The organism is Mesorhizobium sp. WSM4846, assembly GCF_055811415.1.
In genome coordinates, this window is record NZ_JBVVPZ010000039.1 from 43,233 (window position 1) to 63,944 (window position 20,712).

Consider the following 20,712-nt stretch of genomic DNA (forward strand, 5'->3'; position numbering starts at 1 on the left):
GCGCGTATTCTCAGTCCCAGAACGGCCTCAGACCCTCACGATGGGCGTCCGCACGCGAGATGCCGATATCCCTAAGCTGGTCATCGGTCATCTCCAGCAAGACCAGCCGGCTGCGCCGGCGATCCAGCAAGTTGCCGATCCGGTTTGCGAGTGAGTTGACCATTCGCACCAGGCGACGGACATAGCCTTGCCGGCCTGACGGGCGGGCTCCGGGCAATCCAGCTCTCATGTAACGGATTGTATCGATTGCAGCCATTTTCTTACTACCAAAATTCGAGATTGTACCTATTTGTTGCGCGATCACATATGTATTGACTGTCAAAACGGTGCAATATAGAAAATTGTCACCATGACAAATTGGCTTCCCGACCTTTCCACCGGCTCCGGGCCGCTCTATCAGCGGCTTGCAGATTCCATCGAAACGGACATCGACCGTGGCGTGATCGCCGCCGGGGCAAAACTGCCGCCGCAGCGCGATCTTGCATACGACATCGGCACGACCGTCGGCACGGTCGGCAGGGCCTACCAATTGTTGCGCGAGCGGGGCCTGGTGAGCGGCGAAGTCGGACGCGGAACCTATGTGCTTGGCCGGCATGACACCAAGACCGATCTGCTGGCGCCCGACCCGCACGTGGAAGGCACGCGCTATATCGATGCGCCTCGCGGCAAACTGCGCTTCGACAGCACGGCTGCGCCTGATACCGGCCAGGGCGCCATTGTCGCCGATGTGCTTTCGCGCACGGCGCAGGAGCATCCGTACGAGATTTCAAGCTATACGCGGGATTTTCCCGACCGCTGGTCCGAGGCCGGCTGCAGCTGGCTGTCGCGAAATTCGTTTCGCCCAAGCCCCGATGGCATCGTTCCGACGCTCGGCACCCATGCCGCGGTTATGGCGGCGATTGCCGCGCTGACCACGCCCGGTGACTATATCGTCTTCGAGCACCTCACCTATTCGCAGATTTCACGCAGCGCCGGCCTGATCGGCCGCCGCACCGCGCTGGTCACGTCGGACGCGGAAGGGCTCGATCCGGAGGATTTCGAGCGCGTCTGCGCGCAAAAACACCCGAAAATGATGTTCCTGATGCCGACGGCCCAGAACCCCACACTGGTGACGCTGTCGGCGACGCGCCGCGAGGCCATCGCGCGCGTCGCGCGCGAATACAATGTCATCCTGATCGAGGACGATCTCTATGGCGATCTGACCGACGACCCGACGCCGCTCCTGGCCGAATATGCCCCCGAACGGACCATCGTTGCCGGCGGCCTGTCGAAATCGGTTGCGGCCGGCGTTCGCGGCGGCTGGCTCGCTTGTCCGCCGGCCTATCGCCACCGGATCCGGGTCGCTCACAAAATGCTGACGGGTGGCCTCCCCTTCCTGCTGGCGGAAGTGTGTAGCCGACTGGTTCTGTCCGGCCAGGCCAGCGAGATGCGCAAGCGCAGCATCGTCGAGATCAACGCGCGCGTGGCGAGCGTGCGCGAGACACTAGCCGGGTTCGACTTCAACGCACTAGACAATGTGCCCTTCGTCTGGCTCACCCTGCCCGATCCATGGCTTTCCGGCACCTTCAAGAACGCCTGTCTCGAACATGGCGTGCTCATCGACGACGAGGACGAGTTCAAGGCCGGGCGTTCCGAGCAGGTTTTTCACGGCGTGCGGTTTGGCGTTTCACAGCCGGAGCGACGAGAGGACATCGCCGGCGGCGTCGGCGTGATCCGGCGGCTGCTGGACGAGGGCCGCGCCGGCTACGACAGTTTCTCCTGAACCGGCTTGAAACCGGCGGGCCGAGTGGCGATCTTTCGCTACTTGCTGCACCCTTTCCATCGTTTTTCGTCGCTTGATGGGTGTATCGGCTGCAAAGCTTGCGATAAGACGGGACTCGATCCCAAGGACATAAATTGCCGCCCATGACCATTTCCAATTCCGTGCCGATCACTCCGGAACTCATTGCCGCGCACGGGCTGAAGCCCGACGAATATCAGCGCATCCTCGATCTGGTCGGGCGCGAGCCGAGCTTTACCGAGCTCGGCATCTTTTCGGCGATGTGGAACGAGCACTGCTCCTACAAATCCTCGAAAAAGTGGCTGCGCACGCTGCCGACCACCGGGCCGCAGGTCATCCAGGGGCCGGGCGAGAATGCCGGCGTGGTCGATATCGGCGACGGCGACTGCGTCGTCTTCAAGATGGAGAGCCATAACCACCCCTCCTTCATCGAGCCCTATCAGGGCGCGGCAACCGGCGTCGGCGGCATACTGCGCGATGTCTTTACTATGGGCGCGCGGCCGATCGCGGCGATGAACGCGCTGCGCTTCGGTGCGCCGGACCATCCCAAGACCAGGCACCTGGTCGCCGGCGTCGTTGCCGGTGTTGGCGGCTACGGCAATTCCTTCGGCGTGCCGACGGTCGGCGGTGAGGTCAATTTCGACGCGCGCTACAATGGCAACATCCTGGTCAACGCGTTTGCGGCGGGGCTGGCCAAGACCGATGCGATCTTCCTGTCGGAAGCCAAGGGCGTCGGCCTGCCGGTCGTCTATCTCGGCGCCAAGACCGGCCGCGACGGTGTCGGCGGCGCCACCATGGCCTCGGCCGAATTCGACGACCGGATCGACGAGAAGCGGCCCACCGTCCAGGTCGGCGACCCGTTCACCGAAAAATGCCTGCTCGAAGCCTGCCTCGAACTGATGGCGTCCGGTGCCGTCATTGCCATCCAGGACATGGGTGCTGCCGGCCTCACCTGCTCGGCTGTCGAGATGGGCGCCAAGGGCGACCTCGGCATCGAGCTCGACCTCGACAAGGTGCCGGTGCGCGAGGAGCGCATGAGCGCCTATGAGATGATGCTGTCGGAGAGCCAGGAGCGCATGCTGATGGTGCTGCGCCCCGAAAAGGAAAAGCAAGCCGAGGCGATCTTCCACAAATGGGGCCTCGACTTCGCCATCGTTGGCAAGACAACCGACGATCTGCGCTTTCGCGTGCTGCACCAGGGCGACGAGGTCGCCAATCTGCCGATCAAGGACCTTGGCGACCAGGCGCCGGAATATGACCGTCCCTGGACCGAGCCGAAGAAGCCGGCGCCGCTGGCGGCCGGCGATGCACCACAAGCGGATGTCGCCGAGGCGCTGCTGAAACTGCTCGGCGGACCCGACCTGTCGTCGCGCCGCTGGGTATGGGAACAATACGACACGTTGATTCAGGGCAATTCGCTGCAGCTTCCGGGCGGCGATGCCGGCGTGGTGCGCGTCGAGGGCCATCCGACCAAGGCGCTCGCCTTCTCCTCCGATGTCACGCCGCGCTATTGCGAGGCCGACCCTTACGAGGGCGGCAAGCAGGCGGTGGCGGAATGCTGGCGCAACCTTACCGCCACCGGCGCCCTGCCGCTCGCCGCCACCGACAACCTCAATTTCGGTAATCCGGAACGACCCGAGATCATGGGCCAGTTGGTCGGCGCCGTGAAAGGCATCGGCGACGCCTGTCGCGCGCTCGGCTTTCCGATCGTCTCCGGCAATGTCTCGCTCTACAACGAAACCAACGGACAAGGCATCTTGCCGACGCCGACCATCGGCGGCGTCGGACTGATCGCCGACTGGTCCCAGATGGCGCGGATCGGCTTTGCCGCCGAGGGCCAGATGATCCTGCTGGTCGGCGCGCCATCGATGTGGGGAACGCATCTCGCCCAGTCGGCCTATATGCGCGACATCCATGGCCGCACCGACGGCCCGCCGCCGCCGGTCGACCTCGACCACGAAAAGCGCGTCGGCGACCATGTACGCACCCTGATCGCCTCCGGCGTCGTCACATCAGCGCATGACGTTTCCGATGGCGGCATTGCCGTCGCGCTGGCCGAGATGGCGATGGCGTCCGGTATCGGCGCGACCGTCCCCGGCCTGGTCGGGACCGACCCGATCCCGGTCTGGTTCGGCGAGGATCAGGGCCGCTACCTCTTGACGCTGTCGATCGATCCGCAAAGCAAGGAATGGGACGCCATTCGCGAACAGCAGAGCAAGCTCGGCATCTTCGCACCGTGGATCGGCTCGACCGGCGGCCGTGAGTTGAAACTTGGCGAGGCACAGGCGATCGCTGTCGGCGAATTGACCGCTGCCCACGAATCCTGGTTTCCTCGCTTCATGGCAAATGAGGTCGTGGACCCATGATTTGATCGAGCGGGCCCGTTTCGGTGTGGTTCATCCGCCATTTCGATCATATCTATGAGATCTGAACAAGGAATCCTCGCATGGCAATGGACGCGCACGACATCGAACGGCTGATCAAGGAAGGCATTCCGGACGCCAAGGTGACGATTCGCGACCTGGCCGGCGACGGCGACCATTATGCGGCCGAAGTGGTGGCCGAAAGCTTTCGCGGAAAAAGCCGCGTCCAGCAGCATCAGATGGTTTACGACGCGCTGAAGGGAAATATGGGCGGCGTGCTGCACGCGCTCGCTCTGCAGACCAGCGTGCCGGAGTAAGCTTTTTTTGGGCTTTGCTGGCTTGGGAAAATAGCCGTCCGATGCTCTTGGCCCAGGCCATCCTTTGCGCCATTTGCGTGACGAGGGCGGCAAACGTCTTGTTTCAGGCAACCTATGGGTTTATTTGAAAGGGAATGTTTCGAGCCCGACTCCCGCGGGCATGAAAGGATTTTCTATGAGCGGTATCAACGACTACATCGACAGCGAAGTGAAGGCCAACGACGTCGTTCTCTTCATGAAGGGCACGCCCGGTTTTCCGCAATGCGGATTTTCCGGTCAGGTCGTGCAGATCCTCGACTATATCGGGGCCGACTACAAGGGCGTCGACGTGCTGACCTCGGCCGAGCTGCGGCAAGGTATCAAGGAATACTCCAACTGGCCGACAATCCCTCAGCTCTACGTCAAGGGTGAGTTCGTCGGCGGTTGCGATATCGTCCGCGAGATGTTCCAGGCTGGCGAACTGCAGACGTTCCTCGTCGAAAAGGGCGTCAGCGTCAAAGGCGCCGCCTGACGAACATTTAGGGCACTTCGCCAAGCTGATTATCTCCCCGGTATCGGGGCACAAGACGAATGAATGCGCCGGTGCGCCGGCGCTTTTTCGTTTGAAGATCGGACTTTGCCGTGGATCAGCATGCAGAAGCGCAGCAACAGGCAAGCACCTTGCCTATTCCGCGCTGGGAATTCATCGCGCTGTGCGCGGCGTTGATGGCGCTCAACTCGCTGGCCATCGACATCATGCTGCCGGCGCTGCAGCAGATCGGCGCCTCGCTAGGCGTGGAAAATGAAAACCATCGTCAATATGTGATTGCCGCGTACATTCTCGGCTTTGGCGGCGGACAGCTTTTCTTCGGGCCGATCTCGGACCGCTTCGGACGCCGCGCTCCGCTCGTCGTCGGACTGGTTATCTACGTCGCAGCGGCGAGTGCGGCGGCGATCGCCCCGACATTCGCCACGCTTATCCTATGCCGGGTGGTGCAAGGCATCGGCGCCGCGGCCACACGCGTCATCGCCGTCTCGATCGTGCGCGACACGTTCGAAGGCCGGCGCATGGCTGAGGTGATGTCGCTGATCTTCATGGTGTTCATGGCCATTCCGGTGGTGGCGCCAGCCATCGGCCAGTTCATCATGCTGTTTGCCTCCTGGCACTGGATCTTCATCACAATGGCGGCCGGGGCGCTGATCGTGTCGGTGTGGGCGCTGCTGCGCCTGCCCGAAACGCTGCATCCCGAATATCGCCGGCCGCTGACGGCATTATCCGTCCTCGGCGGTTTCCGCATCGTTCTGACCAATCGCATCGCGCTATGCTATGCCTTCGCCAGCACTTTTGCCTTCGGCGCGATGTTCGGCTTCATCAACTCGGCGCAGCAGATCTATGTCGGCGTCTTCGGCGTCGGCGCGATGTTCCCGGTGATTTTCGCAGGGATCGCCGGCGTGCTCTCCTTTTCGAGCTATCTGAATTCGCGCCTTGTCGGCCGCATCGGGATGCGCCGCCTGTCGCAAAGCGCGCTGCTCTTGTTTCTGGCCATCAGCCTCGCCTGGCTGGTCGTTTCCCTCCAAATGAAGATGCCGCTCTGGCTTTTCATCACCTTCTTTGCCTGCACGATGGTCCCGTTCGGCGCACTCGGCGCGAATTTCAACGCACTCGCCATGGAGCCGCTCGGCCAATTGGCCGGGACAGCGTCGTCCATTCTGGGCTTCATGCAGACCTTCCTCGGCGGCGTGCTCGGCACGCTGATCGGCCAAGCCTTCGACGGCACCGTGACACCCTTGGCCGCCGGATTCTGCAGCGTTTCGCTTGGCGCATTGGTGATGGTGCTGATCGCCGAGCGCGGCAAATTCTTCCAGCCGCAGAACCCGCCGGTTTAAGGCCGGACGCGTTTCAGGATTCACCCCCGCTCGCTGCGGTGAAGCGAGGGAACAGCAAACGCCCTGCGATCGCTCCACCCATCCTGTCCGAAACCGGCAGTGGCAGAGCCTTGTCGAGCGCCTCGAGGACGGAGGCGACGAAAGCCCGGTTGAGGCTGCCATCATCCCCCAGACGGGAGTAGGTGGCGCGAGGCTTGCCGATAAGTGTGCCGTTTCGGCGAATTGAGAACTGCAGCGTCAGGGTCATGCCCGCGGTTCCGGGCGGCGGCTCCCAACAGGCGACGATCGCGGAGAACATCTCGTTTATGGTGTCGACGGGTTCGGGACTGCGACAGCCGCGCTCCTGCGATGTTGCCGCGTTAGGCCCGGCAACCAGGGCAAGGGTAAGGGCGACAATTGCGGACCGAGGTTTCATCTCGGGTCTCCGGTTTCGCGCGGATAAATGTAATCGAAATTTTCGACGAAAGCTTCCATCGAGTATCAGCGCTGCGGATGGATCCTTTCAGACGTCGGCGTCGATAACGGCGAGCGCCGCATCGATGCCTTTGCCTACGGCGAGCTTTTCGCCCAAAGCATTCATCGCGCCGCCAAGTGCCGTCAGCGCCGCGATCGCATAGATCGGCTGGGCGGTCGGGCCCATATGGCCGATGCGCGTCAACTTGCCCAATGTCTCGCCGCGGCCAGACGAAAACACCACGCCGTAACGGGCGCGCGCAGCCTGGCGAAGCGCCTCCTCGTCGATGCCTTCGGGCGTCCGGACGGCAGTCATGGTCGGCGATGCGATGATGTCGCTGGCCGCCCAGATCGACAGACCCAGCGCGGCGACGCCGGCGCGCATGGCCTTGGCGGTGAGCGCGTGGCGCGCCCACACCGCCGCCGGTCCCTCGTTGAGGTAGAGGTCGAGCGCGACGTCGAGCCCGTTCACTTCCGCGACAGACGGCGTGAACGGAAACGGCTTGTCCCTCGACCACGCATGCTCCCAATCGACGATGCTGAGCATCGACGCGCGCGGCGCCAGTGGATTGGCCTTCATTTTCGCCCAGGCCCGCTCGCTGACGCCAATCATCGTCAGCCCCGGAGGCGCGCCGAGGCATTTGTTCGGGCCGGTGACATAAATGTCGGCCTTGCAGTCCTCCGGATGCGTTTTCATGCCGCCGAAGGACGAAACGGCGTCGACGATCAGATAGGCGCCATGCCCCGAAACCAGCGCGCCGATGGCATCGATCGGGTTGATGGTGCCCGACGGCGTGTCGTGATGGCAGACGGAAACGATGCTGATTTCCGGATGCGCTTCCAGCATTGCCGCAGCCGCCTGCGGGTCGATCGCCTCGTTATAGGGCACCTCGATTTCGAGCAGATGCGGCGAATAGCGCTTCGCCCAATAACCAAACCCCTTGCCGTAGACTCCCGAGGCAAGGTTGAGCACGACGTCGTCGGGCGTGATCAGGGAGGCTGCCGCGGCCTCCAGGCCAAGAACCGGCTCGCCATGCAGAATGACCGGCTTGTTGGACAGCCGCATCGCCTTCTGCGCCTTGTCAACCACACGCTCGTATAAGAGCTGGAACGCCGGGTCGTAATCGTAGAGCACGGTGCGGCCGAGGCCGCGCAGCACGTCGGGATAGGCGTTCACCGGCCCGGCAGTAAGTGTGATGACCGGTTCGGCGTGTTCGAGATAGCGCATGGTCTTTTCTCCGCGTTGGCGGCGGTCAGCCGTAGAATTGCGTGCCGGTCCGATCGGTCTTGAAGTTTTCCATGTCGTGCGAATACATCAGCTCGGCCCCATAATCCTCGGCGAGCTTCATCCGGGCCGATCCCCAACAGCCTATTCCGCCCAGAGTTCCCGGCGCAGTTCGCGCCAGCTTGCTTCGTCCGGTGCGACAAGAAGGCCACCGCCGACATGCGAAGGCCGATAGGCGCTGCCGTCGAAACGCGCCGCATAACCACCTGCCTCGGCATGGATCAGCACACCGGCCAGATGATCCCACGGCATCAGCTTGTTGTAGACGACGAAGTGGGCGTGGCCGCTCGCCAGCAGGCGGTATTCGTGTGCCGCGCAGCGATAGCCGAATTGCGACAAGCTTTTCGTCTGGTTGCGCGCCAGCCGTGACCGTTCCGGCTCGGGCATGTATTGCCAGGAAACCGCGCCGGTCATTTGCGAGATCGGCGCAGGCTCGGCGACATGCACCTTTTCCAAAGTGCCATGCGCATGCCGTATGTGGCTGCCAGCACCCCTGGCGCCGATCAGCCAGTCCTTGCCGATCGGATCGTGAATGATGCCGGCGATGGTCTCGCCCTTCACCACGACGCCGAGCATGACGCCGAACAGCGGCACGCCTGAGGCGAAATTGAACGTGCCGTCGACCGGATCGATGACGAAGGCGAGATCGGCTTCGCCGAGGCCCTGGAGCAGCGCCGGGTCGTCGGAGCAGGCTTCTTCGCCGACGATCATCGCCTGCGGGTAGCGCTCACGCAGCCTGACGGTGATGAGCCGCTCGGCACTCACATCGGCCTCTGTCACCAGGTCGGCTGCCGAGGTCTTCTGGCGGACGTCGCCCTCATCCAGCCGGCGAAAGCGCGGCATGATCTCGGCAATGGCGGCGTCGGACAGAAGCTTGGCGAGCCAGTCGATCGCGGTATCGTCAAATGTCATCGTCTTGCCGTGTAAGGGTTTCGTTGAGGGCGGCGAAATCGAACAGCTTCCTGTCGAGCAGATGCGAGGGCCGCACATTGGTCATGGCGTGGATCATCGTGTCCTTGCGGCCGGGCATGCGCTTTTCCAGGTCGCCGAGCATCGCCTTCATCGCATTGCGCTGCAAGCCGTCCTGGCTGCCGCACAGATCGCACGGGATGATCGGGAATCTCATGGCGCCGGCGAATTTTTCGAGATCGGCCTCGGCGCAATAGGCAAGCGGCCGCAGCACCATGACGTCGCCGTCGTCGTTGAGCAGTTTTGGCGGCATGGCGGCGAGGCGCCCGCCATGCAACAGGTTCATGAAAAAGGTTTCGAGAATGTCTTCGCGGTGGTGGCCAAGCACCAAAGCCGAGCAGCCCTCCTCCCGCGCGATGCGGTAGAGATGGCCGCGCCTGAGCCGCGAGCACAGCGAACAATAGGTGCTGCCCTGGGGAAGCTTGTCGGTCACCACCGAATAGGTGTCCTGATATTCGATGCGGTGCGGAATGGCGTATCTGTTGAGATAATCGGGCAGAATGTGCTTTGGAAAGTTCGGCTGGCCCTGGTCGAGATTGCAGGCCAGCAGGTCGACCGGCAGCAGCCCGCGCCATTTGAGGTCGAGCAGCAACGCAAGCAGGCCGTAGGAATCCTTGCCGCCGGACAACGCGACCAGCCAGCGATCGCCGGGCCTGACCATCGAAAAATCATCGATCGCCTGACGGGCGAGGCGCAGCAGCCGCTTGCGCAGCTTGTTGAATTCGACGGAGGACGGCACATCGGCAAACAGCGGATGAAAGCCGCCTGCGGCATCGGCGATCGGTTCGATTGTTTCTGGCAGCATGTTCATGGCGCGGCGGCCCCAAAAATCCTTGTTGCTGCCCGGAGTAGCGCATCGGCCCGAAAATCGAAATCGATTTTCGGAACCCCAAAGAAAAGGCCGCCTCGAGGGCGGCCTTCGATGATGTCGCAGATGAAAAAAACGATCAGCGCGAATAGAATTCGACGACCAGGTTCGGTTCCATCTGCACGGCGAAGGGAACATCCGACAGCCCGGGGATGCGCCCGAAGGACGCCGTCATCTTGTTATGATCGACCTCGATGTAATCAGGCACGTCGCGCTCAGCCAGGCCTACCGATTCCAGGACGATCACCAGTTGCTTCGACTTTTCGCGCACTTCGATGACATCGCCCGGCTTGCAGCGGTACGAGCCGATGTTGACGCGCTTGCCGTTGACATTGATGTGGCCGTGATTGACGAATTGGCGAGCGGCAAAAATGGTCGGCACGAACTTGGCGCGGTAGACGACCGCGTCGAGACGCGACTCGAGCAGGCCGATCAGGTTCTCCGAGGTGTCGCCCTTGCGGCGGTTCGCCTCTTCATAGACCTTGCGGAACTGCTTTTCCGACACGTCGCCGTAGTGACCCTTCAGCTTCTGCTTGGCACGCAGCTGCAGGCCGAAATCGGAAAGCTTGCCCTTGCGGCGCTGGCCGTGCTGGCCGGGACCGTATTCGCGCTTGTTGACCGGGGACTTCGGGCGGCCCCAGATGTTTTCGCCGAGACGGCGGTCGATCTTGTATTTCGCGGATTCGCGCTTGCTCATCGCATTCCCTTTCAAAAAGACACACCCGGAACCTCATGGTCCGGGTGAAGGAAACGCGCCCTCCTCTGGCCTCCGTTTTCGAGACCTGACAGGGTTTTCCCACGCAACGCGGCGGAAAACCCACGGGACACGTCATTCTAGACAAGATTCTGGGAAAAATAGAGCGGCTTCCCAAATGTCTTGCGCACATAAAGAAACCACCGGACATTGCGGCCCGGTGCTGGTGGGCTGATTAGACGGAGATTTAACTGGTGTCAAGCTCGCGGCTGGCGTCGGTGATGGCAGCCGATACGGCGCGGTACCCCGCGCGCGCGTGCTGCACCGCAGCTATCCAACCATGGGACCGGTCCCGACCTCGGGTGCGGACGAGCGGCTAGTGTTTCGACTTCTTCTCGGGCAGGCCCTTGCGCTTGGTCTCGGCGAACTCCTCGAGCTGCTTTTCGCTCATCGACTTGTACATTCCCTTCGAAGCGCCTTTGAGTTCGCTCTTCTTGGTCTCGCCACGCTTGGCGGACAATGCCGCGCCGGCGGCTTTCTGCTGGGCTTTTGAAGTGGCTGGCATGATCGTTTCTCCCGTCTTGCGATGAGGGAAAAACGCAGCGGTCGTGGTGATGTTCCCAGATATCAGGAAATCGCCAGCCCAAACCCCTGCATCAGGCGGCGGGTCGGGAAATCGACCCGCTTCGAGGTGAAGACAGCAAGGTCGGCGCCTTCCGGCAACGCCTCGCCGCGGTGGTTGGCCTCGGCGCCCGCGAGCAGCGAGAGCGCCCGCCGGGCGATCGCCTCGGCGGGATCGAGCCAGTCGACCGGCCAGGGTGCCGTCTTGCGCATGCGATTGGCCAGAAAGGGATAGTGGGTGCAGGCAAGCACGACGATGTCGGTCCGCAGTTCGTCATGTTCGACGAAGCATGGCGCGATCTCGGCGCGCACCGCGTCTTCATCGACAAAGCCATCGCGCATATAGACCTCGGCCAATCCCGCCAGACTGTCGCTGCCAACCAGGCGGACATGGCATTTTTGCGCCCATTTGCCGATCAGGTCGCGCGTATACTGGCGCTTGACGGTGCCGGGCGTCGCCAGCACCGAAACCATTCCGGAGCGCGTGCGTTCCGCCGCCGGCTTGATCGCCGGCACCGTGCCGACGAAAGGATGACCGGGAAATCTTTCGCGCAATGCATCGATGACCAGCGTCGAGGCGGTATTGCAGGCGATGACCGAAATGGCCGGCGAAAAACGGTCGAGCAGCTTGCCGAACAGCTCCAGCACATGTGCCCTCAGTGCCGCTTCCTCCCAAGCCCCGTAAGGGAAAGCCGCGTCGTCGGCGACATAGACGAAGCGGCGGTCGGGCATCAGCACCCGCGCTTCGCGCAGCACCGTCAGGCCGCCGATGCCGGAATCGAACATCAGGATCGGGCGGGCGCTTGAAGGATCGGTCATTGTCATCGTCTACAGGAGAAGGCGGAGAAGGCTGCGGGCCCGCGGCGGGAAGATGATACAAATTCCTGATCCATCATTTTGGGATGATGGACCACAGCAAATAACATTCGGTTACGGCTAAAGCCCCTGTCTCTTAGGCCTGGTCCTTGTCTGTCGCCTTGGCGGCGCGGGCCGCTGCCGGAAGCCGCCTTGGATCATCGCCCGGCGATCCGTCGCCGCGCGGCATGGCCGGCGAAAACCTGTCCAGCGATGATATTATGCCGCGCAGCACCTTGAGCTCCGGCTCGGCGAAGCCGGCGCGCGTCAGCACCGCGCGCAGATTGTCGACCATTTTCGGCTTCTTCGCCGCCGGGCGGAAATAGCCGCGCGCTTCGAGCGCGCCTTCCAGATAGGCGAACAGGCCGTGCAACTGTTCCTTGGACGCCGGCATCATGTCGGGACTGGAAAAATTGGTTTTGGTCTCATCTTCCAGGCCCGATTTCATCCACTCATAGGACATCAGCAGGGCGGCCTGGGCGATGTTGAGCGAGGAGAAGGCGGGATCGACCGGGAAGGTGACGATCTCGTCGGCGAGGCCGACCTCGTCATTATAGAGCCCGAACCGCTCGCGGCCGAACAGGATGCCGGTGCGCTGTCCGGATCGCTGCCGCGCTCTCAGCGCCCTGCCCGCCTCGACCGGTCCGCGCACCGGTTTGAAATTATCGCGCGCGCGCGCCGTGGTGGCGAAGACGAAGTTCAGGTCGGCGACCGCCGAGGCCAGATCGTCATATACTCCAGCGGCATCGATGACGTGGTCGGCGCGGCTCGCGGCAGCGCGCGCCTTTTCGCTCGGCCAGCCGTCGCGCGGATTAACGAGGCGCAGTTCGGACAGACCGAAATTCGTCATGGCGCGCGCGACCATGCCGATATTCTCGCCGAGCTGCGGCTCGACCAGGATGATCGCCGGGCCGGTGGCAGGAAGGATGTCATTGCTGGCTTGCATTGTCTCAATGAACTGCTGTTTGCGGCATTTCAGCGTCCCCTGCCATATCCGGCCGCGAAAATGAAGCTTTGGCAGGCAACGCCCGATGCCAGGGGCGAGCCCGCTGGGGCGGATCGCCGTTTGCGCGGCCAAAAATGCTTTGATATACGGGCCGCATCCCCGGCCAAAGCCATGCGGGCAAGGCCGTTCCGATCCCCAACAATGAGGCATTCTTTCCATGGCGAAGATCAAGGTGGCGAACCCGGTCGTCGAACTCGACGGCGACGAGATGACCCGCATCATCTGGCAGTTCATCAAGGACAAGCTGATCCACCCCTATCTCGACCTCAATCTTGAATATTACGACCTCAGCGTTGAGCACCGCGACGCCACCAACGACCAGGTGACCATCGATTCGGCCAATGCCATCAAGAAGCATGGCGTCGGCGTGAAATGCGCGACGATCACCCCCGACGAGCAGCGTGTCGAGGAATTCGGGCTGAAGAAGATGTGGAAGTCGCCGAACGGCACCATCCGCAACATCCTCGGCGGCACCATCTTTCGCGAGCCGATCATCATGAAGAACGTGCCGCGGCTGGTGCCCGGCTGGACCAAGCCGATCATCGTCGGCCGTCATGCCTTCGGCGACCAGTACCGCGCCACCGACTTCCGCTTCCCCGGCAAGGGCAAGCTGACGATCAAGTTCGTCGGCGAGGACGGCAAGGTGATCGAGCATGACGTGTTCGATGCGCCGGCCGCCGGCGTCGCCATGGCCATGTACAATCTCGACGACTCGATCCGCGAATTCGCCCGCGCCTCGCTCAATTACGGCCTGCTGCGCAACTACCCGGTCTACCTCTCGACCAAGAACACCATCCTCAAGGCCTATGACGGCCGCTTCAAGGACATTTTCCAGGAAGTCTACGAGGCAGAGTTCGAAGCCGAGTTCAAAGCCAAGAAGCTCTGGTACGAGCACCGGCTGATCGACGACATGGTTGCCTCCAGCCTGAAATGGTCGGGGGGCTATATCTGGGCCTGCAAGAACTATGATGGCGACGTTCAGTCGGACACCGTGGCGCAAGGTTTTGGGTCGCTCGGCCTGATGACCTCGGTGCTGATGACGCCGGACGGCAAGACGGTGGAGGCAGAGGCCGCGCACGGCACCGTCACCCGTCATTATCGGCAGCACCAGAAGGGCGAGGAAACCTCGACCAATTCGATCGCCTCGATCTTCGCCTGGACGCGCGGCCTGGCGCACCGCGCCAAACTCGACGACAATGCCGAGCTGATGCGTTTTGCCGAGACGCTGGAAAAAGTCTGCATCCAGACCGTCGAAGCCGGCTTCATGACCAAGGATCTGTCGCTGCTGATCGGTCCCGACCAGCCATGGCTTTCGACCACCGGCTTCCTCGACAAGATCGACGAGAACCTGCAGAAGGCGATGGCCTGAGCAGCGTTGTGAGCAGGCCCGTCGTCTACGGGGCGGACTACAGCGTCTATGTGCGCATCGTCCGCCTCGCACTCGAGGAAAAAGGCATCGGCTACGAACTTGTGCCGGTCGACATCTTTGCGGCGGACGGCATTCCGGGCTGGTATCTCGACCATCAGCCGTTCGGCCGCATCCCGGCCTTCGAGCATGACGGGTTCCGCCTCCACGAGACCAGCGCGATCGCCCGCTATGTCGATGAAGCGTTCGACGGCCTGGCATTGCAACCGGTCGAAGCCCGGTCTCGCGCGCGTATGAACCAGATCATCGCGATGCTGGATGCCTATGCCTATAGGGCCATGGTCTGGGATGTCGCCGTCGAGCGGCTGGAGAAAACGATGCCTGACGAGGCTTTGATCGGCAATGGGCTTCGGCAGGCGGCGACGGTGCTTAAGGCGCTCTCATCGCTGAAAGCCGAGGGGCCATGGCTGTTGGGAGCGCAACTGACGCTGGCCGACCTGCATGCAGCACCCATCATCGGCTATTTCGTCAAGGTGGCCGACGGACAAAACCTGCTGGCCGAGTTCGCCGATATCCAGGCCTGGTGGGCTCGCATCGCCGGACGGGAGAGTTTTGCGAAGACCGAAAAGGCCGGGTGACAAAGTCCGAAAGGCCGAGGGACAGCACCCCCCTCTGTCCTGCCGGACATCTCCCCCTCAAGGGGGGAGATTGGCAGCTTCATTGCCCTGCCTTTTCTCAAACGTCGAAAATTGGCGAAAACAATCGTGCATCCGATCTCCCCCCTTGAGGGAGATGTCCGGCAGGACAGAGGGGGGTGCCTTGCCTCCCAGACCCCCGGCGACCGATCAAGCCGCCTCCAGGGCCGCCTTCACCGCAGCGATCGCGTCTTCGGCCCTCGAGGCGTCCGGGCCGCCGGCCTGGGCCATGTCAGGCCGACCGCCGCCGCCCTGCCCGCCCAATGCCGCGGACGCCACACGCACCAGATCGACAGCGCTGAAGCGGCCGGTCAGGTCGTCGGTGACGCCGACCACGACGCTGGCCTTGTTGTCCTCGCTGGCGCCGACGAAGACGACAACGCCGGAGCCGAGGGACTTCTTGCCGGCATCGGCCAACGGCTTCAGATCCTTCGGCGCGACACCTGACACCGCCTTGCCGAGGAAGCCGACACCGGCAATGGTCTCGTTCTCGGCAGGCACGCCGGCTGGCGAGCTGTCGCCCAGCGCCAGCTTCTTGCGCGCTTCGGTCAGTTCTTTCTCGAGCTTCTTGCGCTCATCGAGCAGCGCCTCGACGCGCGCCGGGACATCGGCCGGCGAAATCTTCAGCGCGGCCGCGGCCGCCTTCAGCCGCTTGTCCTGCTCGTCGAGATGCTTTCTGGCCGCCTCGCCGGTCAACGCCTCGATGCGGCGCACGCCGGCGGCGACGGCGCTGTCCGACACGATGCGCACCAGACCGATATCGCCGGTCGCCCTGACATGCGTGCCGCCGCATAGCTCGACCGAATAGGGCCGGTTGGTCCTGGCGCCATGCAAGCCCGTGCCCATCGAAACGACGCGCACTTCATCGCCATACTTTTCGCCGAACAGCGCCATGGCGCCTTCGGCAATGGCATCGTCAACCGACATCAGCCGCGTGGTGACCGGACTGTTCTGGACGACGATCTCGTTCGCCATCCGCTCGACCTCTTCGATCTCGTCAGGCGAGATCGGCTTGTTGTGCGAAATGTCGAAGCGCAGACGCTCGGGCGCGACCAGTGAGCCCTTCTGCGCGACATGGGTGCCGAGCACCTCGCGCAGCGCTTCGTGGATCAGATGCGTCGCGGAATGGTTCGCGCGCAGCCTGGAGCGGCGTGCATGGTCGACCTTCAGCTCGACGCTCGCGCCCGTGTCGACCGTGCCATCGGTCACCTTGCCGAGATGCACGAAAAGCCCGTCGGCCTTCTTCTGCGTATCGGAGATCTCGATCAAGAACCCTTCGCCTGAAATGACGCCGGTATCGCCCACCTGGCCGCCGGATTCGCCATAGAACGGGGTCTGGTTGACGACCACGGCAACCGCGTCGCCGTTGGCGGCGCTGTCGACGATCTTGCCGTCCCTGACCAGCGCCTGGATGAGGCCTTCCGCCTGCTCGGTCTCGTAGCCGAGGAACTCGGTGGCGCCATGCTTCTCGCGCACCGGGAACCACACTGTTTCGGTCGCCGCCTCGCCGGAACCAGCCCAGCTCTTGCGCGCCTCGGCCTTCTGCTGCTCCATCGCATTGGTGAAGCCGGCAAGATCGACCGAGATGTTGCGCTGACGCAGCGCGTCCTGCGTCAGATCGAGCGGAAAGCCATAGGTGTCGTAGAGCTTGAAGGCGGTCTCGCCATCCAGCATGTCGCCGGCACCCAGCTTTTCCGTCGCCTCCGAAAGCAGACCCAAGCCGCGCACCAGCGTCTTGCGGAAACGGGTTTCTTCGAGCTTCAGCGTCTCGGTGATCATCTGTTCGCCGCGCACAAGTTCCGGATAGGCCTGGCCCATCTCGCGCACCAGCGCCGGCACCAGCCGCCACATCAGCGGATCACCGGCGCCCAAAAGCTGCGCATGGCGCATGGCGCGGCGCATGATGCGACGCAGCACGTAGCCGCGGCCTTCATTGGACGGCAGCACGCCGTCGGCCACCAGAAAGCAGGACGAACGCAAATGGTCGGCGATGACGCGGAACGATCCGACGGTGTCGGCATCCGGACCGCGGCCGAGCGCGGATGACGCCACCTCGATCAGGTGACGGAACAGGTCGGTCTCGAAGACGCTCTCGACCCCTTGCAGAATCGAGGCCATGCGCTCCAGGCCCATGCCAGTGTCGATCGACGGGCGCGGCAGGTCGATGCGCTCGTCCTTCGTCACCTGTTCATACTGCATGAACACCAGGTTCCAGAATTCGAGGAAACGGTCGCCATCCTCCTCGGGGCTGCCGGGAGGGCCGCCCCAGATGTGCTCGCCACGGTCGATGAAGATCTCCGAGCACGGACCGCAAGGTCCGGTGTCGCCCATCGCCCAGAAATTGTCCGAGGTCGGAATGCGGATGATACGATCGTCGGAAAAGCCGGCGATCTTCTTCCAGTAGCCGGCAGCCTCGTCGTCGGTGTGATAGACCGTGACCAGCAGCTTGTCCTTCTTCAGCCCGAACTCCCTGGTGATCAGGTTCCAGGCAAGCTCGATGGCGCGCTCCTTGAAATAGTCGCCGAACGAGAAATTACCGAGCATCTCGAAGAAGGTCAGGTGGCGCGCGGTGTAGCCGACATTGTCGAGGTCGTTGTGCTTGCCGCCGGCGCGAACACTCTTCTGAGCCGTCGTGGCACGCGAGTAGGGGCGCTTTTCCAGGCCGGTGAAAACGTTCTTGAACTGGACCATGCCGGCATTGGTGAACATCAGTGTCGGGTCGTTGCGCGGCACCAGCGGGCTCGACGCGACGACCTCGTGACCCTCCTTGCGGAAATAGTCGAGGAATGTCGACCGGATCTCGTTCACGCCACTCATGAATACTGCCTTTTAGCTTTTAGAGAGAGCCGCCGGCGCGGCCGACGGCAAATGGACATGGCCTTTTAGCCGCCGCGTTGCACCCTGTCCAGAAACACGGAATTGGGCCAATTTGCGGGGCTTGCCGGTCATCTCGTTGCCGGCTTGCCGGTCATCTCGGCGCCACCGCTGAAACGCAAACCGCCGGCGTTAGGCCGGCGGTTCGAACGCAACAATACAGGACTCGATTACACAGGCTGGAGCTGATGCGCGGGAATCATGGCCAAACTCCGGCCACTGCCGAAGCCTACATGGCGCCGGCTTCGTCCTCGAAACCATCGTCTCCGCCTTCGGAACCACCATTCTCGAGGAACTTTTCCGCAATCAGCCCGGCATTCTGCCGTAGTGCCAATTCGATTTCGCGCGCCGTATCGGGATTGTCGCGCAGGAACAGTTTTGCATTCTCGCGGCCCTGGCCGAGACGCTGCGAATTGTAGGAGAACCAGGCGCCCGACTTTTCGACCACGCCAGCCTTGACGCCGAGGTCAACCAGCTCGCCGGTCTTGGACACGCCCTCGCCATACATGATATCGAACTCGACCACCTTGAAGGGCGGCGCCAGCTTGTTCTTGACCACCTTGACGCGGGTCTGGTTGCCGACGACCTCGTCGCGGTCCTTGACCGAGCCGATGCGGCGAATGTCGAGGCGCACCGAAGCGTAGAATTTCAGCGCGTTGCCGCCGGTCGTGGTCTCGGGCGAACCGAACATGACGCCGATCTTCATGCGGATCTGGTTGATGAAGATGACCATGGTGTTGGAGCGCGAGATCGAGGCGGTCAGCTTGCGCAGCGCCTGGCTCATCAGGCGGGCCTGCAGGCCGGGCAGCGAATCGCCCATTTCGCCTTCGATTTCGGCGCGCGGCGTCAGCGCCGCGACCGAATCGACCACCAGCACGTCGATGGCGCCGGAACGCACCAGCGTGTCGCAGATCTCCAGCGCCTGCTCGCCGGTATCGGGCTGCGAGATCAAGAGGTTTTCGAGGTCGACGCCGAGCTTGCGGGCATAGACCGGGTCGAGCGCGTGCTCGGCATCGACGAAGGCGCAGATGCCGCCCTTCTTCTGGGCCTCCGCCACAGTGTGCAGCGCCAGCGTCGTCTTGCCCGAGCTTTCCGGCCCGTAGATCTCGATGATGCGGCCGCGCGGCAGGCCGCCGACGCCGAGCGCGATGTCGAGGCCAAGCGAACCGGTCGGCACCGTTTCGATCTCGACGACCTGCTCGTTTGCGCCGAGCCGCATGATCGAGCCCTTGCCGAAGGCACGCTCGATTTGCGACAGCGCCGCATCCAGAGCCTTTGATTTGTCCACCGTTTTGTCCTCTACAAGCCGCAAAGAATTCTGAGCCATGATACATCACCCCTTGGTCGTCAATGAAGGCCGGACAATCCGTAATCCCTATCAATTTGTACCTTTTTTGTTCTCGAGTGGCAAGGGGATACAACCGATTGAAAAACCAACAATATCCGGATTTGTTCTTTTTTTGTTTCGTGTTTTCACCCAGGATGCATCCCGGCTTCACCCGCAGGATTCTGCTAGGCATCTTCCGAATCGCGCCTCCGGTTGCCGGGTTCCGCCGGACAACCTAGTCTCCACCCGGCAGCAGCAAAGGTCATCTCACTGGGCATGATGAAGTCGCCGACGATCCTGGCAGTAGGCGGCGCCTATATCGAGCGGCGCGGCCAGGTTTCGGGCGCCTTCGTGCCGGCGGCGTCGAACCCCGGCACGATGCGCGAGGAAGTCGGCGGCGCCGTCTTCAATGCGCTGCGCTGCGCCGTGCGCCGCGGCGTCTCCGGCTCGCTGCTTTCGGTACGGGGCGGCGATGTTCTGGCCGATACGCTTTCACGCGCCATTGCTGCAGCCGGCATTGCCGATCTTTCCGTGGTGTTCCTCGATCGCACGACGCCGAGCAACACAGTGCTGATCGACGGCGACGGCGCGCTGATCGCCGGCCTCGCCGACATGGCGCTCTACGACCTGGCGCTTGCCAAGCAGATCCGCCGTGCCAAGGTGCGCGAGGCAATCAGCACCGCTGATGCAGTCCTTTGCGACGCAAACCTGCCGTCGGCGGCTCTGGAGCGGCTGGTGACGCTTGCAGCCGGCAAGCTGGTCTTCGGCCTCGCCGTCTCGCCCGACAAGGCGGCGCGGCTCGCACCGGTTCTGGGCAGTCTGGCGCTGGCCTTCATGGACCGGCGCGAGGCCGGCGTGCTTACGGGCGCCGACGTCCATGCCGACGAGCGTGGTATTGTTGACGGCCTAAGGCGCGCCGGCCTGAAAAGCGGCGTCGTCACCGCTGGCGACGGTCCGGTGCTCGGTTTCGACGAAGCCGACGCCTTCTTGATCCTGCCGCCGAAAAAAGTCGCGGACGGCGCCGCCGATGCGCTGGCGGGCGCAACCGTCGCCGCCCTGCTGCGCGGCCTGACGCTGGGCGCAGCGTTGCGCGAAGGCGTTGCCGCAGCGATGCTCGCCGTCGAGAGCGCCGCCTTCATAAGCGCTATCTTTGCCGAGGCGCTGGCATTCGTGCCCGAGGCGCGCGACCTGGCATGAAATCCTGGATGTTGGCGCCGCCCCTCAACCCCCTGCCGGGACCTTCTCCCCCGGGGGGGGGGGGGGGGGGGGGGGGGGCGCCCGCCCCCCCCCGCCCCCGGCGCGGGGGGGGGGGGGGGGGGGGGGGGGGGGGGGGGGGGGGGGGGGGGGGGGGGGGGGGGGGGGGGGGGGGGGGG

General features: G+C 63.2%; 19 protein-coding genes. 8 read left to right on the forward strand and 11 right to left on the reverse strand.

Annotated elements, in window-relative coordinates:
• Window positions 1–10 precede the first annotated feature (10 nt).
• The gene (locus AC0L15_RS25830) at window positions 11–217 is read right to left on the reverse strand and encodes a DUF1127 domain-containing protein (protein ID WP_473497532.1); all 207 of its coding nucleotides are present in this window, start codon (window positions 215–217) and stop codon (window positions 11–13) included.
• Window positions 218–349: 132 nt separating this feature from the next.
• Here AC0L15_RS25830 and AC0L15_RS25835 point away from each other — a divergent pair, with 132 nt between their 5' ends.
• From AC0L15_RS25835 to AC0L15_RS25855, 5 genes are all read left to right on the forward strand, one after another.
• Complete coding sequence (locus AC0L15_RS25835; protein WP_287247474.1) at window positions 350–1,762, forward strand: aminotransferase-like domain-containing protein; 1,413 nt, start codon at window positions 350–352, stop codon at window positions 1,760–1,762.
• A gap of 143 nt (window positions 1,763–1,905) precedes the next feature.
• Window positions 1,906–4,146 carry a phosphoribosylformylglycinamidine synthase subunit PurL gene (gene purL, locus AC0L15_RS25840; protein ID WP_287247475.1) on the forward strand — a complete coding sequence of 747 codons (2,241 nt, stop codon included), beginning with the start codon at window positions 1,906–1,908 and terminating at the stop codon, window positions 4,144–4,146.
• 80 nt (window positions 4,147–4,226) lie between these two features.
• Complete coding sequence (locus AC0L15_RS25845) at window positions 4,227–4,460, forward strand: BolA/IbaG family iron-sulfur metabolism protein (RefSeq protein WP_023798252.1); 234 nt, start codon at window positions 4,227–4,229, stop codon at window positions 4,458–4,460.
• A gap of 175 nt (window positions 4,461–4,635) precedes the next feature.
• A complete protein-coding gene (grxD, locus tag AC0L15_RS25850) occupies window positions 4,636–4,971 on the forward strand; it encodes a Grx4 family monothiol glutaredoxin (protein WP_023798253.1) in 336 nt (111 codons plus the stop codon).
• Window positions 4,972–5,165: 194 nt separating this feature from the next.
• Window positions 5,166–6,326 (forward strand): multidrug effflux MFS transporter, encoded by a 1,161-nt coding sequence (locus tag AC0L15_RS25855; protein ID WP_287247703.1) that lies wholly within the window; start codon window positions 5,166–5,168, stop codon window positions 6,324–6,326.
• A gap of 13 nt (window positions 6,327–6,339) precedes the next feature.
• Here the strand turns inward: AC0L15_RS25855 and AC0L15_RS25860 are convergent, their stop codons facing one another.
• The 8 genes from AC0L15_RS25860 to AC0L15_RS25895 form a co-directional block, all read right to left on the reverse strand.
• Complete coding sequence (locus tag AC0L15_RS25860; protein ID WP_473497534.1) at window positions 6,340–6,573, reverse strand: hypothetical protein; 234 nt, start codon at window positions 6,571–6,573, stop codon at window positions 6,340–6,342.
• Window positions 6,574–6,828: 255 nt separating this feature from the next.
• The gene (ppaT, locus tag AC0L15_RS25865; protein WP_287247479.1) at window positions 6,829–8,007 is read right to left on the reverse strand and encodes a pyridoxamine--pyruvate transaminase; all 1,179 of its coding nucleotides are present in this window, start codon (window positions 8,005–8,007) and stop codon (window positions 6,829–6,831) included.
• Between the two features lie 141 nt (window positions 8,008–8,148).
• Window positions 8,149–8,976, reverse strand: a complete 828-nt coding sequence (locus AC0L15_RS25870; RefSeq protein WP_473497536.1) for an inositol monophosphatase family protein — start codon at window positions 8,974–8,976, stop codon at window positions 8,149–8,151.
• A complete protein-coding gene (gene ttcA, locus AC0L15_RS25875; RefSeq protein WP_287247482.1) occupies window positions 8,966–9,844 on the reverse strand; it encodes a tRNA 2-thiocytidine(32) synthetase TtcA in 879 nt (292 codons plus the stop codon). The genes AC0L15_RS25870 and ttcA overlap by 11 nt, the downstream gene beginning before the upstream one ends.
• A gap of 136 nt (window positions 9,845–9,980) precedes the next feature.
• Window positions 9,981–10,598 carry a 30S ribosomal protein S4 gene (rpsD, locus tag AC0L15_RS25880; protein WP_023798277.1) on the reverse strand — a complete coding sequence of 206 codons (618 nt, stop codon included), beginning with the start codon at window positions 10,596–10,598 and terminating at the stop codon, window positions 9,981–9,983.
• Between the two features lie 373 nt (window positions 10,599–10,971).
• Window positions 10,972–11,160: a DUF3008 family protein gene (locus AC0L15_RS25885; protein WP_023717374.1), complete on the reverse strand. Its 189-nt coding sequence runs from the start codon at window positions 11,158–11,160 to the stop codon at window positions 10,972–10,974.
• Window positions 11,161–11,222: 62 nt separating this feature from the next.
• Entirely contained in the window at window positions 11,223–12,035 is an 813-nt protein-coding gene (gene murI, locus AC0L15_RS25890) for a glutamate racemase (protein ID WP_287247485.1), read from the reverse strand.
• A gap of 133 nt (window positions 12,036–12,168) precedes the next feature.
• Window positions 12,169–13,017 (reverse strand): RNA methyltransferase, encoded by an 849-nt coding sequence (locus tag AC0L15_RS25895; protein WP_287247487.1) that lies wholly within the window; start codon window positions 13,015–13,017, stop codon window positions 12,169–12,171.
• 217 nt (window positions 13,018–13,234) lie between these two features.
• On the opposite strand from AC0L15_RS25895, the gene AC0L15_RS25900 reads away from it, so the two are divergent.
• The gene (locus AC0L15_RS25900; RefSeq protein WP_287247489.1) at window positions 13,235–14,446 is read left to right on the forward strand and encodes an NADP-dependent isocitrate dehydrogenase; all 1,212 of its coding nucleotides are present in this window, start codon (window positions 13,235–13,237) and stop codon (window positions 14,444–14,446) included.
• 8 nt (window positions 14,447–14,454) lie between these two features.
• Complete coding sequence (locus AC0L15_RS25905; RefSeq protein ID WP_287061872.1) at window positions 14,455–15,081, forward strand: glutathione S-transferase family protein; 627 nt, start codon at window positions 14,455–14,457, stop codon at window positions 15,079–15,081.
• Window positions 15,082–15,288: 207 nt separating this feature from the next.
• On the opposite strand, the gene alaS is transcribed toward AC0L15_RS25905, so the two are convergent.
• Both alaS and recA read right to left on the reverse strand, forming a co-directional pair.
• Window positions 15,289–17,955, reverse strand: coding sequence for an alanine--tRNA ligase (gene alaS / locus AC0L15_RS25910; protein WP_473497538.1), 2,667 nt, complete (start codon window positions 17,953–17,955; stop codon window positions 15,289–15,291).
• Window positions 17,956–18,241: 286 nt separating this feature from the next.
• Complete coding sequence (recA, locus tag AC0L15_RS25915; RefSeq protein ID WP_023798282.1) at window positions 18,242–19,339, reverse strand: recombinase RecA; 1,098 nt, start codon at window positions 19,337–19,339, stop codon at window positions 18,242–18,244.
• Between the two features lie 276 nt (window positions 19,340–19,615).
• On the opposite strand from recA, the gene AC0L15_RS25920 reads away from it, so the two are divergent.
• Window positions 19,616–20,536, forward strand: a complete 921-nt coding sequence (locus AC0L15_RS25920) for a PfkB family carbohydrate kinase (protein ID WP_473497540.1) — start codon at window positions 19,616–19,618, stop codon at window positions 20,534–20,536.
• The last annotated feature ends 176 nt before the right edge of the window (window positions 20,537–20,712 follow it).

Bases quoted from the DNA above. Each gene is read 5' to 3' on its own strand.
- AC0L15_RS25835 (WP_287247474.1), top strand. From the start codon at position 350: ATGACAAATTGGCTTCCCGACCTTTCCACCGGCTCCGGGCCGCTCTAT.
- purL (WP_287247475.1), top strand. From the start codon at position 1,906: ATGACCATTTCCAATTCCGTGCCGATCACTCCGGAACTCATTGCCGCG.
- AC0L15_RS25845 (WP_023798252.1), top strand. From the start codon at position 4,227: ATGGCAATGGACGCGCACGACATCGAACGGCTGATCAAGGAAGGCATT.
- grxD (WP_023798253.1), top strand. From the start codon at position 4,636: ATGAGCGGTATCAACGACTACATCGACAGCGAAGTGAAGGCCAACGAC.
- AC0L15_RS25855 (WP_287247703.1), top strand. From the start codon at position 5,166: ATGGCGCTCAACTCGCTGGCCATCGACATCATGCTGCCGGCGCTGCAG.
- AC0L15_RS25860 (WP_473497534.1), bottom strand. From the start codon at position 6,573: ATGACCCTGACGCTGCAGTTCTCAATTCGCCGAAACGGCACACTTATC.
- ppaT (WP_287247479.1), bottom strand. From the start codon at position 8,007: ATGCGCTATCTCGAACACGCCGAACCGGTCATCACACTTACTGCCGGG.
- AC0L15_RS25870 (WP_473497536.1), bottom strand. From the start codon at position 8,976: ATGACATTTGACGATACCGCGATCGACTGGCTCGCCAAGCTTCTGTCC.
- ttcA (WP_287247482.1), bottom strand. From the start codon at position 9,844: ATGAACATGCTGCCAGAAACAATCGAACCGATCGCCGATGCCGCAGGC.
- rpsD (WP_023798277.1), bottom strand. From the start codon at position 10,598: ATGAGCAAGCGCGAATCCGCGAAATACAAGATCGACCGCCGTCTCGGC.
- AC0L15_RS25885 (WP_023717374.1), bottom strand. From the start codon at position 11,160: ATGCCAGCCACTTCAAAAGCCCAGCAGAAAGCCGCCGGCGCGGCATTG.
- murI (WP_287247485.1), bottom strand. From the start codon at position 12,035: ATGACCGATCCTTCAAGCGCCCGCCCGATCCTGATGTTCGATTCCGGC.
- AC0L15_RS25895 (WP_287247487.1), bottom strand. From the start codon at position 13,017: ATGCAAGCCAGCAATGACATCCTTCCTGCCACCGGCCCGGCGATCATC.
- AC0L15_RS25900 (WP_287247489.1), top strand. From the start codon at position 13,235: ATGGCGAAGATCAAGGTGGCGAACCCGGTCGTCGAACTCGACGGCGAC.
- alaS (WP_473497538.1), bottom strand. From the start codon at position 17,955: ATGAGTGGCGTGAACGAGATCCGGTCGACATTCCTCGACTATTTCCGC.
- recA (WP_023798282.1), bottom strand. From the start codon at position 19,339: ATGGCTCAGAATTCTTTGCGGCTTGTAGAGGACAAAACGGTGGACAAA.
- AC0L15_RS25920 (WP_473497540.1), top strand. From the start codon at position 19,616: ATGATGAAGTCGCCGACGATCCTGGCAGTAGGCGGCGCCTATATCGAG.